At 69.1% G+C, this 12,493-nt stretch carries 15 protein-coding genes; 4 read left to right on the top strand and 11 right to left on the bottom strand.

The window, feature by feature from the left end:
* Positions 1–47: 47 nt before the first annotated feature.
* The 10 genes from ACQHIV_RS38515 to ACQHIV_RS38470 form a co-directional block, all read right to left on the bottom strand.
* Positions 48–980, bottom strand: a complete 933-nt coding sequence (locus tag ACQHIV_RS38515; protein ID WP_427889266.1) for a 4-(cytidine 5'-diphospho)-2-C-methyl-D-erythritol kinase — start codon at positions 978–980, stop codon at positions 48–50.
* Positions 981–990: 10 nt separating this feature from the next.
* On the bottom strand, positions 991–1,866 hold the full coding sequence (gene rsmA / locus ACQHIV_RS38510) for a 16S rRNA (adenine(1518)-N(6)/adenine(1519)-N(6))-dimethyltransferase RsmA (RefSeq protein WP_427889265.1): 876 nt from the start codon (positions 1,864–1,866) through the stop codon (positions 991–993).
* A gap of 18 nt (positions 1,867–1,884) precedes the next feature.
* Positions 1,885–3,015 carry a transglycosylase family protein gene (locus ACQHIV_RS38505; protein WP_427889264.1) on the bottom strand — a complete coding sequence of 377 codons (1,131 nt, stop codon included), beginning with the start codon at positions 3,013–3,015 and terminating at the stop codon, positions 1,885–1,887.
* Positions 3,016–3,232: 217 nt separating this feature from the next.
* Entirely contained in the window at positions 3,233–3,847 is a 615-nt protein-coding gene (locus tag ACQHIV_RS38500) for a nitroreductase family protein (protein WP_427889263.1), read from the bottom strand.
* A 21-nt stretch (positions 3,848–3,868) separates the two neighbouring features.
* Entirely contained in the window at positions 3,869–4,177 is a 309-nt protein-coding gene (locus ACQHIV_RS38495; protein WP_427889262.1) for a hypothetical protein, read from the bottom strand.
* A 111-nt stretch (positions 4,178–4,288) separates the two neighbouring features.
* The gene (locus ACQHIV_RS38490; RefSeq protein ID WP_427889261.1) at positions 4,289–5,179 is read right to left on the bottom strand and encodes a hypothetical protein; all 891 of its coding nucleotides are present in this window, start codon (positions 5,177–5,179) and stop codon (positions 4,289–4,291) included.
* A gap of 56 nt (positions 5,180–5,235) precedes the next feature.
* Positions 5,236–6,285 (bottom strand): hypothetical protein, encoded by a 1,050-nt coding sequence (locus ACQHIV_RS38485; protein ID WP_427889260.1) that lies wholly within the window; start codon positions 6,283–6,285, stop codon positions 5,236–5,238.
* Between the two features lie 41 nt (positions 6,286–6,326).
* Complete coding sequence (locus tag ACQHIV_RS38480; RefSeq protein WP_427889259.1) at positions 6,327–6,755, bottom strand: hypothetical protein; 429 nt, start codon at positions 6,753–6,755, stop codon at positions 6,327–6,329.
* A 24-nt stretch (positions 6,756–6,779) separates the two neighbouring features.
* A complete protein-coding gene (locus ACQHIV_RS38475; protein ID WP_427889258.1) occupies positions 6,780–7,691 on the bottom strand; it encodes a TatD family hydrolase in 912 nt (303 codons plus the stop codon).
* Between the two features lie 10 nt (positions 7,692–7,701).
* Entirely contained in the window at positions 7,702–8,115 is a 414-nt protein-coding gene (locus ACQHIV_RS38470; RefSeq protein WP_427889257.1) for an SRPBCC domain-containing protein, read from the bottom strand.
* Between the two features lie 57 nt (positions 8,116–8,172).
* Here ACQHIV_RS38470 and ACQHIV_RS38465 point away from each other — a divergent pair, with 57 nt between their 5' ends.
* Positions 8,173–8,505 carry a discoidin domain-containing protein gene (locus ACQHIV_RS38465; RefSeq protein ID WP_427889256.1) on the top strand — a complete coding sequence of 111 codons (333 nt, stop codon included), beginning with the start codon at positions 8,173–8,175 and terminating at the stop codon, positions 8,503–8,505.
* Here ACQHIV_RS38465 and ACQHIV_RS38460 read toward each other — a convergent pair.
* Entirely contained in the window at positions 8,477–9,394 is a 918-nt protein-coding gene (locus ACQHIV_RS38460; RefSeq protein ID WP_427889255.1) for a helix-turn-helix domain-containing protein, read from the bottom strand. The genes ACQHIV_RS38465 and ACQHIV_RS38460 overlap by 29 nt on opposite strands.
* A 77-nt stretch (positions 9,395–9,471) precedes the next feature.
* Here ACQHIV_RS38460 and ACQHIV_RS38455 point away from each other — a divergent pair, with 77 nt between their 5' ends.
* From ACQHIV_RS38455 to ACQHIV_RS38445, 3 genes are read left to right on the top strand one after another with little or no spacing between them, the layout of a single operon-like run.
* The gene (locus ACQHIV_RS38455) at positions 9,472–10,788 is read left to right on the top strand and encodes a glycoside hydrolase family 36 protein (protein WP_427889254.1); all 1,317 of its coding nucleotides are present in this window, start codon (positions 9,472–9,474) and stop codon (positions 10,786–10,788) included.
* Positions 10,781–11,680, top strand: a complete 900-nt coding sequence (locus tag ACQHIV_RS38450) for a carbohydrate ABC transporter permease (protein ID WP_427889253.1) — start codon at positions 10,781–10,783, stop codon at positions 11,678–11,680. Before ACQHIV_RS38455 ends, ACQHIV_RS38450 begins: the two co-directional genes overlap by 8 nt.
* Positions 11,677–12,486, top strand: coding sequence for a carbohydrate ABC transporter permease (locus ACQHIV_RS38445; RefSeq protein WP_427889252.1), 810 nt, complete (start codon positions 11,677–11,679; stop codon positions 12,484–12,486). Before ACQHIV_RS38450 ends, ACQHIV_RS38445 begins: the two co-directional genes overlap by 4 nt.
* Positions 12,487–12,493 lie beyond the last annotated feature (7 nt).

The following is a 12,493-nucleotide window of genomic DNA, read 5'->3' as shown; positions in this document are numbered from 1 at the left end:
ACTTGCACGGACGCTAACACCACCCGAGCCCGACGACGAGCGATTTTCTAGCGGCTGATGATGGCCGGCAGGATCCGGGCGCCGGGGACCGGGCCCTCGGCCTGGCGGACCATCCGGCACAGGCCTGACTCGGCGAGGTCGACGGCGAGGTCGACGGCGCTGCGGCTGTCGGCGGCCAGGAACAGGCAGGTCGGGCCGGAGCCGGAGATCTGGGCGGCCAGCGCGCCGTGCTCGAGGCCGAACTGGAGGGTGTCGCCGAGCTCCGGGCGGAGCGCCAGCGCGGCGGCCTGCAGGTCGTTGCCGAGTGCGACCGCGAGCGCCGCGGGCTGACCGGACAGCAGCGCGGAGAGCAGCTCCGGGCGGACCTGCGGCGCCTCGACCCGGCGCAGCGGGCGCATCCGGTCGAGCTGCTTGTACACCTCCGGCGTCGACAGCCCGCCGTCCGCGATCGCGAACACCCAGTGGAACGTCCCGCGGGACATCACCTCGGTGACCTGCTCGCCGCGGCCCTGGCCGAGCGCGGTGTGCCCGACCAGGCAGAACGGTACGTCGCTGCCGAGCTCGGCCGCGTGGTGCTGCAGCTCGGTCTGCGTCAGCTGGAGGCCCCACAGCCGGTTGCACGCCACCAGTGTCGCCGCCGCGTCCGTCGACCCGCCGGCCATCCCGCCGGCGACCGGGATCGTCTTCCGGATCGTCAGGTCGACGCCCTCGTCCACGTCGTACTCGGCCTGCAGCAGCTGCGCCGCCCGGACCGCGAGGTTCGTCTCGTCGGTCGGTACGTCGTCCGCGAAGTCGCCGGAGATCTCCACCGAGACCTCGCCGTCGTCGTCCCGTAGTACCGCGGTCACATCGTCGTACAGGGCAACGGCCTGGTACACCGTGGCGACCGGGTGGAACCCGTCCGGGCGCGGCGGACCGACCGACAGACCGAGATTGATCTTGGCCGGCGCCCGCACCGTGACCTCAGCAGAAGGTGGCACGTCGGACAGGCTAGTGCCTACCTGCACCAGCTAGGGCGGCGAACTCTGTGATCCCGAGCATCTCGCCGCGCAGCCGCGGGTCGATCCCGGTCGTCCGGAACACCTCGTCGAGGCGGTCGCGGTCCGGCATCCAGCGGGCCAGCGCGGATCGGACCGTCTTGCGGCGCTGCGAGAACGCCGCCTCGATCACCGCGAACGTCTCCTCCCGGGTCGCCTCGGTCACCGGCGGGTCGCGGCGCTCGAACGCCACCAGCCCGGAGTCCACGTTCGGCGCCGGCCAGAACACGTTCCGCCCGATCGGGCCGGCCCGGCGCACGTCGGCGTACCAGGCGGCCTTCGCGGACGGTACGCCGTACGTCCGGGAGCCGGGCGCCGCCGCCAGCCGGTCCGCGACCTCGGCCTGCACCATCACGAGCCCGTGCCGCAGGTCGTCCGACACCCGCAGCAGGTGCAGGAGCACCGGTACGGCGACGTTGTACGGCAGGTTCGCCACGCAGGCGGTCGGCGTACCGATCTGCTCCGGACCCACCTCCATCGCGTCTGCCTCGACCACGGTCAGTTGTTCCGCTTGGGCCGGCGCGTACGTCGCGACCGTGGACGGCAGCGCCCGCGCGAGCAGCGGGTCGATCTCGACCGCGGTGACCGGATGCCCCTCGGCGAGCAGCGCCAGCGTCAGCGAGCCGAGCCCCGGGCCGATCTCCAGCACGTGCTCGCCCGCGGTCAGGTCGGCGGCGCGGACGATCCGGCGGACCGTGTTCGGGTCGATGACGAAGTTCTGGCCGCGCTGCTTGGTCGGGCGGACCCCGAGCGCCGCGGCCAGCGAACGCACATCAGCCGGACCGAGCAGTCTCGGTCCGGCTGATGTGGATGAATCAGACGAGCTCACGCCGTCAGTGTGTCAGGCTCAAGCCTTCTTGCCGCACACCGGCCAGGCGCCGTACCCGCCGCGGTCGGCCTTGACCTTCTCCGCGATCGCGATCTGCTGCGCCTTGGACGCACCGTTCGCGTTGTTGGCGTACGCCGTGCCGCCGTAGGCCGCCCAGGTGCCGTGGTCGAACTGCAGACCGCCGTAGTACCCGTTGCCGGTGTTCGAGGCCCAGTTGCCGCCGGACTCGCACGCGGCGATCCGGTCCCACGCCCCGGTGCCACCCGTGCTCGCCGGCGGCTTGTTGTCGGTGGTCGTGGTGGTCGGCTCGGCCGGCTTCGGCTTCGTACCGACCAGGACCTGCTCGTCGACGGCCTTGGTCACCAGCTTCGACCCGACGACCTTCGTGGTCGACAGCTTGCCGTCCAGGTAGGTGTACAGGTACGTGACGGCCTTCGAGCCGTCGGTGCCCGTGGTCGTGGTCTTCGTGGTGCCCTCGACCAGCGTCGCCGAGTCGGTCTTCTGGGTGCCGTGCGCGATCGCCTCGGTCTTCGTGACGGTCTTCTGCACGACCTGCACGTACCCGATGGTGTTCACGCCGGGCTTCAGCAGGGTGGCGGCGGCCGGGGTGATCCGGTCGTCGGCGTCCCAGCGGATCTTCGCCTGCGTGAGGGCCTGGCCGACGGTGTCCGCCAGCGACTTGATCGTCACGGTCTTGCCGAGGTGCACGATCTGCACGGTCTTCGGCGTGGTGACGGTCAGCTCCAGGCCCTGGCGGCCGAGCGGCGCGCTCCGGCTGGTGGACAGCTGGGCGCCGTCGTACCGCAGGCCCAGGTCCGTGAGCGCCTCGTTCACGCTGTCCGCGGTGGTCCAGTAGGCCTTCTTGGTGCCGTCGGCGTTCACGGTCAGCTGGCGGCCGTACTGGACGGCGATCTCCTGGCCGTCCTTCAGCTTCGAATCCAGGCCCGGCGCGACGTTGTCGTGGTCACCGACCTGAACTTTGTCGTCCTTCAAGGCGTCTGCCACGGTGGAGCCGAAGGTGTGCACCTTCCGCACCTGGCCGTCGACGGAGATGCTCACGGTCTTGCTCTTCGAGGCATATGCCACGGAGCCGCCCGCGACGGCTAACGCAGCCGCCGCACCGACGGCCACGATGATGGACTTACGCACTAAAGCTCCCAGGTAGGGCTACCCGGGCACGGGGTGGGACAGCACAGGCACCGGCCGCCGCGCCTGGACTGGCTGTCCAGACTTGGTGACCCCGCCGAGGGGTTGTGCTCGTCCGGGAACTTCCCCGATCCCGGCCAACATCACGGGACCATAACGAAGAAGTAGCGGAAGTGCCAATCCCCTGTTCGGAGTGTCGCGAAAAGGTGTAACGGCACCCTTACTCGGCGTGATTGCCCCAGTGCCCCCGATGCACCACTTCGGCGGTCGTCCGGCGGCCCCGTTTCAGCGACGGCGACCGCTTGTCCGGAGCCCGGTACCCGACCGACAGAACACCGACCAGATCGAACCCCGCGGGTACGCCGAACTCGTCGAGCAATCGCTTCGTTTTCTCCGCGGGCGGCCCGAAAAAGCAGGCTCCGAGGCCTTCGTCGACCACGGTCTGCAGCATCAGCAGCACCGCCATCCCGGTGTCGACGTACCAGTACGGCGCGGTCCACCGACCCTCGTCGCGATCGGTCCAGCCCTTGTCCGGTTCGGTGTACCGATCGAGGTACGCGTCCTTGTGCGCGAACGCCAGAATCAGCAGCGGCGCGCGGCGCAACCCTGTGATCCATTCAACATACTTCTCGTCCGGATCCTCGGCCGCGATCCGCCAGTACCGCTCCCGCTCGTCCCCCTCCAACGTCAGGAACGCCCACCCCTGACTGAACCCCCCGGACGGCCCCCGCAACCCGTTCCCAAGAATCCGCTCCCGAACCTCACCAGGGACCGCCCGGTCCGGGTCGTAGTTCCTGACCATCCGCCGCCTGCGGACCACCTCACTGAACTCCATGAGAGGTGTCTACCAGCGGCGTCAGCCCACGTCGTCGCCGACCTCCAGGTGCCGCCAGAACTCAGGCTCCGGCTCAGCCGTCACGCCCGCCTTCGCCATGATCTCCTGGATCTGCGATCCGGAGTGCTCGAAGAACCCCTGGAACGATTCTTCGTCGGGCCACTCGTCGACCACCAGAACCTCGGACTTGCTGCCGTAGAAATGATGTGAGATCAGTCCGCGACTGGTCGCGTCCGCCACCACCCCCTGGAAGAGCGCGCCGTTGTCCGCGCCCAACTTCTCGATCGCTGCCGGATCCCCAGTCACCCGCATCGTCATCAGAACGCTCATTGCCCCTCCCCTCGACGACCGGCCCCGGCCGAGGCCGGCACCCTCAGACTGCGCCGTTGCGGCGCGCCCCGCAACGGTCTCCGCCAAGATTCACCAGGAGCGTCCGGCCGGTCACGAAACGAGCTTCGCGAGCAGGTACGCCTCGGTGCCCGCGAGGCCTGCCGAGCAGAACACGACGGTCTTCCCGGCCGGGTGCTCGTCCAGCACCTCTCCGAGGCCGACCAGGCGGTCGTGCTGCGGGGTACCGGCCAGGATGTACGGCGGGTCGTACGCGTGCGTCTGCGCCACCGAGTCGGTCACCGCGAGCTCCGCCCGATCGATCAACTCCGGCCCGAACTCCGCCCGCCCCACCTGCTTCGGCCCGAGCGTCGTCACGAACGCCCCGTCACTGATCCACTCCGGCTCGATCACCTTCGTCGCACTGCTCGTCGCGAGCACCACGAGGTCGGCCCCCTCCACCGCCTCCCGCGCCGAACCGACTGCCGTTATCCGCAGCCCTAGGTCCTCAGAAACCCTTCTGGCAAAGGACATTCGCCGCTCGGGATCCCTGGAGAACACCCGAATACCCGACAACCGCCGTACCGCACTGACAGCCCACAACTGAGCGAAAGCCTGTGTCCCGGCACCGACCAGTCCGAGCGTACTCGCCCGCGGATCCGCCAGCGCGTCCACCGCCACCGCCCCGATCGCTCCCACCCGCCGAGGCCCCAACTCGTTGCCCAAAGCAACCCCACGCACCACCCCGGTCCCCCAGTCCTGCACCACCACAACCTGCTCCCCCGGCACACCCCCGAACGAGTCGTACGACCGATACCCGAACCACTCCCCCTCCAACGCCCCCGCCGTGAACACCAGCCGCCCCGCCCCCACCCCAGCAGCCACCCGAGGCGGACAGCTCAACCGCCCCGCACGCGCGTCCCGAACCGCCTCCCGCATCCACCCCACAGCCAACCCGGCCCGCAACCGCTCCCGGATGTCCACATCAGTGAGGACGACAACCACGCTCCACGCACCTCCCTGGCATCCTGCCCGTTGAGCCCGCGCGCCGTCGCCAGTGCTCAGCCGCGGCCCGGCGTCGGCTTGGCGGGTCGTGCCCGGTCAACCTGCTGCCCACGGACCCGAGCCCCGTCGCCCGATCCGTCCGGTCCTCGACGCTGCGCCGTAGCCCCCGCCGCACCAGCCTGCGCCCCCGTCAACGCCCGCAACCGCCTGAGCTCCGGCGGCAACTCCCGGCCTTCCGCCCGCCCCCCAACCTCCCACGCCCGCTGCCGAACCCGCACCGCACCGTCGACCCGGTGCTGCCGTTCGACCCGATTGACCGCCCGGTCCAACTCGGCGATTGCCTTCTGAGCGGCTTCGGCACCAATCTCGCTTTGCTGGTCATGGTCCAGCGAGTCGTCCGCGTCGACCACCTCCAGACCGGACAGTGCCTCGCGCAACGGAGCAACCACTTGCCTCCGCACCTCGGTTCGATCGGCCTCAGGCATCAAGCCCGGCTGCGCAAGACGTGCGTCGATCACCAGGTCGGCCGCGACGTTCCAGCGTTGCGCGTCGTCGGCAAGCATCAACTTCTGGGTGACCTGCTCCTTGGGCAGACCGGCATGGTCGGCCAGAGCCTGATCGATGTCCCTGACCGCGGATGTGAAGGCCGGATAGGCATCCATGCTCTGCTGGGCCAGCACGTCCGGCACCACGTGTTCCAGGCCGACGTCCGGAAGCACGTCCTCGACAATCCGGTCCAGATTGTCATGCGTCCAGTACTCGGTCCGGCCCTCGTTGTCGACTTCCGCCGCGGAGTCGTACGGGTAGGCGTCCGGGGCCGCCTGGTCACCGAACTCGGTGACCAGATGCGCCGCTTCGTGGGCCAGCGTGCCGATGGCGTCGCGGATCGCGAGGGCCTCACCACCGGTCAGCGGCCGATCGAGGTCCCGTGCCTTCTGCAACGGCTCGAGTACATTGACGACCGACACCGACATGCTGCCGTCGTCACCGGCGGTCCCGAGGTAATCCGGATTGCTCTCTTCGAGCACCACTCCGGTCCAGTGGGTCCGGGGCGCGGCCGCCGTTCCACCGAATCGCTGATCGACCGCGATCACCACCGCAGCCACCAGCCGGTACTCCCAGGACTCCGGCGAGATCTCGACGTCGGTCACGATCCGAGGTCCGGGTTCTCCCGTCGGCGGCGCTCGATCAGCCGCTTGAGGGTCGAGTTCATCCGCAGGATCGTCCGGAACTCACGCTCCGGGGCGGCCCTGGCCAGCGTGCCGATTTCGGCGACCGCACGCTGGGCGTGATCGATCTGCTCGGCCGGTGTGCCTTTGTCGTTGATCACCTGCGTGACCAGGCTCGCCGCACGCCAGTACTGCGGACTCGTGCCGGGCTGCGGACCGCGGACGAACTCGGGCAGCTTCTCGGCCCGGATCAGCGCAAGCCGGCGGGACTGCTCGTCCTCGATCTGTTCCGCCAGCGCCTTCATCCGCACCGCCTCGGCCGCCACGGTAGTCTCGTCGGCCCCCTGCAACGAGTCGGCGAGCTCGAGGAGCTGCGCGTCGAAGGTCTCGAAGTCCACGTGATCCATGAGCTCAGGGTATCGGCGGAGCGGTCACCACGGCCCTCCGAAGGCGTTGTTGGCGTTGTTGTTGAGGGCTTCGCAGAGTTCGGGGACGGAGATGTTGAGGACGTCGGCCATTTTGCGGACGGTGTGGGGGATGAGGTAGGACGCGTTGGGTTTGCCTCGGTAGGGGGACGGGGTGAGGTAGGGGGCGTCGGTTTCCACCAGGATGTGGTCGAGGGGGGTGACGGCGAGGGCGTCGCGGAGGGATTGGGCGTTCTTGAAGGTGACTACGCCGGCGAAGCTCAGGTATGCGCCGCGGTTGACGCACTGGCGGGCGAATTCGGTGTCGCCGGAGAAGCAGTGCATGACGAGGCGGTCCGGTACGCCTTCGCGGTCGAGGATGCGGAGTACGTCGTCGTGGGCGTCCCGGTCGTGGATCATCAGCGTCTTGTCGAGGCGCTTCGCCAGGTCGATGTGGGCGGCGAACGACTCGTGCTGGGCGGCTTGGCCGTCGGCGCCGGTGCGGAAGTAGTCGAGGCCGGTCTCGCCGATCACGCGGACCTTGGCGGAGCTCGACGCGAGCCGTTCGATCTCGGCGAGGGCGCTGTCGAGCTCGCCGGTCTCCTTGAGCTTCGGGGCCTCGTTCGGGTGCAGGGCGACGCCGGCGATCAGGTTCGGGTACTGCGTGGCCGCCTCGACGGCCCACTGGGCACCGGGCAGGTCGCAGCCGACCTGCACGATCCGGGTCACGCCGACCGAGGCCGCGAGCCGGATCGCCTCGGCCGGGCTCAGCCAGGCGCCGTCCTCGCCGTCCGCGATGTCGAGGTGGCAGTGCGCGTCGACCACGCTGATCGGCAACGGATCCGGCACCGCCGGCCGACTCCGGTCCCGCGACCGCCCGTCCTCCCCGACCGCCGCACGCTCCCGCGTCGGCCTGTCCACCTCAACACCATCAGACATGGGGCCAAGGTTACTCAGCCACTTCCTTTACCTTCGCCACGAGCGTTTCCCACATGCCCTGGGCGTGCTTGGCTTCTTCCTCGCTGCCGTTGTTGTCCTGTTCGAGCTTGAGGTGGGTGCTGCCGGTCAGCGTGTACGTGAGCGTGTGATAGTTCTCCGGTACGTCGGGCTGCCCGGTCAGCGGACTGAAATGGGTCAGCTTCAGTGAGCGGCCCGGGTCGAGCTCCAGGATCTCGCCCTTGTCCTGGTACTTCTTGCCCTGCCACTCACCGCTCCAGGTAATCGGGCTGCCGACCTGCCAGTCCGTCTCCACCGTGGCGCCGAACCACAGCTCCGGCACCTCGTCCGGCTTGGTGAGCACGTCCCACACCCGCTCGGGTGAGGCCGCGATGTCGATCTCGGCAACTGCCACATAACCAGTCATATGCCGACAGTACGACCGCCGGCCCGCCCCGGCTTGTAGAAAAGCGTCAGCCGGATCGTGCAGCAAGTCAGCACTCCGGTCCATGTCCGGTCCGAGACCGAGAACCTGACGATCGCCGGCCCGGCGGGTACCCAGCGGGTCGGTGGCGCGGCGTCGCCAGACGCCGACGTACCGAACGGGCGCATCTCGTCGTACGACGTCCAGACGAGCGGCGACGGTGTCACGTTCACGTCGGCTGTGCAGGGCTCGTGGGACGGCACGGTCGACGCGAAGATCGCCCGCTTCCCGGCCGGTACGACGGCCCGGTACGTGCGGCTCGTCGGACTCGCGGGCGGTGCGGACTACGCGGCGGCGACCGAGCTCAATATAGCTCTAGCTCCGGGTTCCTGACCGCCTTCCGGTGGGCCGTCGGGGACATGCCGTACCGGCGGCCGAACTGGCGGCTCAGGTAGTGCGGTGAGTCGAACCCGACGGCCGCGGCGATCTGCGCGACGGACATGTCGGTGGCGCCGAGCAACTCCGCCGCACGCTGCAGCCGGAGCGCCAGTACGACGTTCATGATCGAGTCGCCCACCTGCTCCTTGAACAGGTGGGCGAGCCGGGACACCGACACCTGCGCGAGGCCCGCCAACGACATCAACGTGTGCGGTCGCGCCGGGTCGGCGGTGATTGCCTCGAGCACCAGGTGCACCCGGGCGTCCAGTTGCTGCGTCTCGCGGCGGAGGCTGGCGACCGCGGTGAGGAGCACCTCCTCGATGCCGTTCATCGTCAGCTCGGTCGCGACGCTCTTCTCCAGCAGGTGCAGCTCGGTGTCCCCGGTCGGCGACAGGCCGGCGCGCTGCGCGTCCCGGTGCAGGCGGTCGAACGCGGACACCACCCGGTCGGTCTCCGACGACCTGCTGAGCCGGACGTACGACAGCCCAGGCATTGCCTGCGGCAACGAAAGCCACCCGTGCCACTCCCGCCGCGGCTGGAAGTGCGCCCACCACGACTCCCAGTACGTCCCCACGGTCCCGTAGTCGTGCGGCGTCCCGGGACTCACGAGGACGACGTCCCCGTGGCGCAGCATCAGCTTGTTGTCGCCGAGCAGGTACCGGCCCGTCCCGGACGCCGTGTAGAGCAGGTACCAGCTGCCCACACCGTCCGGGCGGACGACGCGGTAGTCGCCACCGCTGTGGAAGTGCCCGGTCACCAGTTTGCTCGGCGGCGGGATCTCGCTGTACAGCTCGATCAGCACCTGGGTAGCAAGATCGTGCTCGAAGTCAGCAGGCTCCGTCATGGTCTATCTCCTCGTCGGCGCCCCAAGATTAGCGGCACAGCAGCAAGATCCTGCACCTCTACTGAATCGAGGGATCCGTGCCCTTCCGCCCGGTCGCCGAGCTCGGCCACGACCCGAACACGCTGGTCTTCGAGCACGGCTGGCAGTCCTGGAGCCCGAGCGGCTGGTACCGCCTCGACGCGCGACCGCCCCGGCCCACGGCACCCAACCACCACGTCATGGCGTACCGCCCCGGCGTCGACGCCGGCCGGTTCCAGGGCGAAGGTCTGCTGGCGGTCGCCAACGCCGGCGAGGTCGTCGTGGTGTCCGCGCTCACTCCGGACGCCGTACCGTCGATCCGCGCCGAGATTCACGGCGACAAGCTCGTGATCACCGCCGACGGCGAGGTCGCCACCACGACCAGTACGCAGGCCAACCCCAACCAGGCGCTCGCCGACTGGGCCGACGCGTTCGCCGCCGGTGCGCCGCCGGTGCGCGTGTTCGGCCCGTCCTGGTGCAGCTGGTACGCGTACTGGGGCAAGGTCACCGAGCGGGACGTGATGACCGACGTACGGCAGTTCGACCTGCACGAGCTCAGCGTCGACCTGGTCCTCCTCGACGAGGGGTACCAGGCTGCGATCGGCGACTGGCTGACCCCACGCGACGACTTCGGGTCGACCGTCACGCTGGCCGCGGACATCCGCTCCAGCGGGCGCCGCGCGGGCATCTGGGTGGCGCCGTTCCTCGTCGCGGCCGGCAGCGACACTGCCCGCAAACACCCGGAGTGGCTGGTCCCTGGGATCAGCGCCGGGACGAATTGGGGCGAGGAGCAACTGGTCCTCGACGTCACCCACCCGGGCGCCGCGCGGCACCTCACCGACGTGTTCACCGAGCTCTGCCGGCAGGGGTACGACCACTTCAAGCTCGACTTCGTGTACGCCGGTGCCATCGACGGGCCGCGGTACGAGCAGATCGACGGCATCGCGGCGTACCGGCACGGCCTGCGCCTGCTCCGGGAAGCGGTCGGGCCGAACCGGATCCTGCACGGCTGCGGTGCGCCGATCCTGCCGAGCCTCGGGCTGGTCGATTGCATGCGCATCTCCCCCGACACCGATCCGTTGGTCGAACCACCGTCCGGCGACATCAGCCAGCCCGGGCAGCACGGCGCCCGGTCCACGTCGGTCGCGCGCGAGTTCCTGCACGGCCGGTGGTGGGCGAACGACTCCGACTGCCTGATCGTCCGCCCCGACGTCCAGGAACGCGAGCGGTGGGCGCAGCACATCGCGGACGGCCCCGGGCTGCGGATGTCGAGCGACCCGATCGGCATTCTCGACCGGTGGGCACTCGACCGTACCCGCGAGCTGCTCGTCCCGAGCTCGCCGCGACCACATCCGCTGAAGGATCCCGATGCCTAGGCCGGCGCAAAGACGCCGCACCACCGAGGCGGCAGCGGCCTACGCACTCCTGGCCCCGAGCCTGATCGGCGTCCTCGGTTTCCTGCTCGCACCGGTCCTGATCGTGCTGACGCTCAGCCTGTTCGACTGGAAGTTGCTCTCGACACCGGAATTCGTCGGGCTGGCCAACTACCGCAAGCTGTTCGGCGACTCCGACGTCTGGCACTCGCTGCTGGTCACGCTGTACTACGTCCTGATCTGCGTTCCCGGTACGACGATCCTCTCGCTGCTGCTCGCCCTGCTGGTGGACCGCAAGCTCCGCGGGATGAGGTACTTCCGGGCCCTGCTGGTGATCCCGTGGATGGCGACCCCGGTCGCGCTCGGTCTCGTCTGGAGCTGGATCTTCGACCCCGGACGCGGCGCGCTGAACCAGTTCCTCGGGCTGTTCGGGATCCATGGACCGGCGTGGCTGTCGTCGCCGGTGCTGGCGATGCCGAGCGTGGCGGCGGTGCACATCTGGCAGTTCGCCGGGTACAACATGCTGTTCTTCCTGGCCGGCCTGCAGAACATCCCGGCGTCGCTGCGCGAGGCCTCGGCCCTGGACGGCGCGTCCCCGGTCGGGCACTTCTTCACGATCACACTGCCATTGCTGCGGCCGACGATGCTGTTCGTGCTGATCACCAACGTGATCGGGTCGTTCCAGGCGTTCGACACGATCTTCGTGATGACCGAGGGCGGGCCGGGTCACAGCACCGAGGTCACGACGTACCAGATCTACGACGAGGCGTTCCACAAGTTCGACTTCGGCTACGCGTCGGCGATCTCGGTGCTGCTGTTCGCGGTGGTGCTGATCGCGACGATCTCCCAGTTCGTGTACTTCGAACGCCGTACAACCTACGAGGTGTCCGGATGAAACTGCGCCTGTTCACGTACGCGGTCCTGGTGCTCGGCTGCGTGTTCGCGATCTTCCCGTACTTCCTCACCCTGCTGACGGCGTTCAAGGGCCCCGGGCAACTGTCCGAGACGATGCCGTGGGAGCCGGGGATCCCGCCGAGTACGGCGGCGTTCCACCGGCTGTTCGCGTCCGGGTTCGGCGGGTACCTGCTGAACACGGCGTTCGTCACCGCCGGCATCACGCTCGGACAGGTGGTGTTCGCGGTGCTCGCGGCGTACGCCTTCGCCCGGCTGACGTTCCCGGGCCGGGACGCGCTGTTCTGGGTGTATTTGTCGACACTGATGGTGCCGCCGGTGGTCACGATGATCCCGCTGTACCTGATGATGCAGAAGCTCGGCCTGGTCGACACGTGGGCCGGCCTGATGCTGCCGACGATGCTCGGTACGCCGTACGCGATCTTCCTGCTCCGCCAGTTCTTCCGCAGCATCCCCGCGGACCTGGAGGACGCGGCCCGGATCGACGGCGCCGGCCGCGTCCGCACCCTGGTCTCGATCGTGCTGCCGTTGTCGAAACCGATCCTGGTCACCGTCACCACCCTCGCCGTGGTGGCGAACTGGAACAGCTTCCTGTGGCCGCTGATCATCACCAGCAGCGACGACAAGCGGCTGCTCTCGGTCGGGATCGCCTTGTTCAAGGGGGAGATCGGCGTCGACTACAACGCCGTGATGGCCGGCAGCCTGATCGCGCTGGCGCCGCTGCTCGTGCTGTTCGTCGTGTTCCAGCGCTTCATCGTCCGCTCGGTCGCGGTCACCGGGCTCAAGTAATCCGGAG

Source organism: Kribbella polygonati (assembly GCF_050320105.1).
Lineage (GTDB): Bacteria > Actinomycetota > Actinomycetes > Propionibacteriales > Kribbellaceae > Kribbella.
This window is presented reverse-complemented; position numbering and strand designations above follow the sequence as displayed.

Excerpts from the sequence above, each read along its gene's own strand:
- ACQHIV_RS38475 (WP_427889258.1), bottom strand. The coding sequence starts at position 7,691 with ATGTCTGATGGTGTTGAGGTGGACAGGCCGACGCGGGAGCGTGCGGCG.
- ACQHIV_RS38445 (WP_427889252.1), top strand. The coding sequence starts at position 11,677 with ATGAAACTGCGCCTGTTCACGTACGCGGTCCTGGTGCTCGGCTGCGTG.
- ACQHIV_RS38470 (WP_427889257.1), bottom strand. The coding sequence starts at position 8,115 with ATGACTGGTTATGTGGCAGTTGCCGAGATCGACATCGCGGCCTCACCC.
- ACQHIV_RS38480 (WP_427889259.1), bottom strand. The coding sequence starts at position 6,755 with ATGGATCACGTGGACTTCGAGACCTTCGACGCGCAGCTCCTCGAGCTC.
- ACQHIV_RS38495 (WP_427889262.1), bottom strand. The coding sequence starts at position 4,177 with ATGAGCGTTCTGATGACGATGCGGGTGACTGGGGATCCGGCAGCGATC.
- ACQHIV_RS38500 (WP_427889263.1), bottom strand. The coding sequence starts at position 3,847 with ATGGAGTTCAGTGAGGTGGTCCGCAGGCGGCGGATGGTCAGGAACTAC.
- ACQHIV_RS38460 (WP_427889255.1), bottom strand. The coding sequence starts at position 9,394 with ATGACGGAGCCTGCTGACTTCGAGCACGATCTTGCTACCCAGGTGCTG.
- ACQHIV_RS38450 (WP_427889253.1), top strand. The coding sequence starts at position 10,781 with ATGCCTAGGCCGGCGCAAAGACGCCGCACCACCGAGGCGGCAGCGGCC.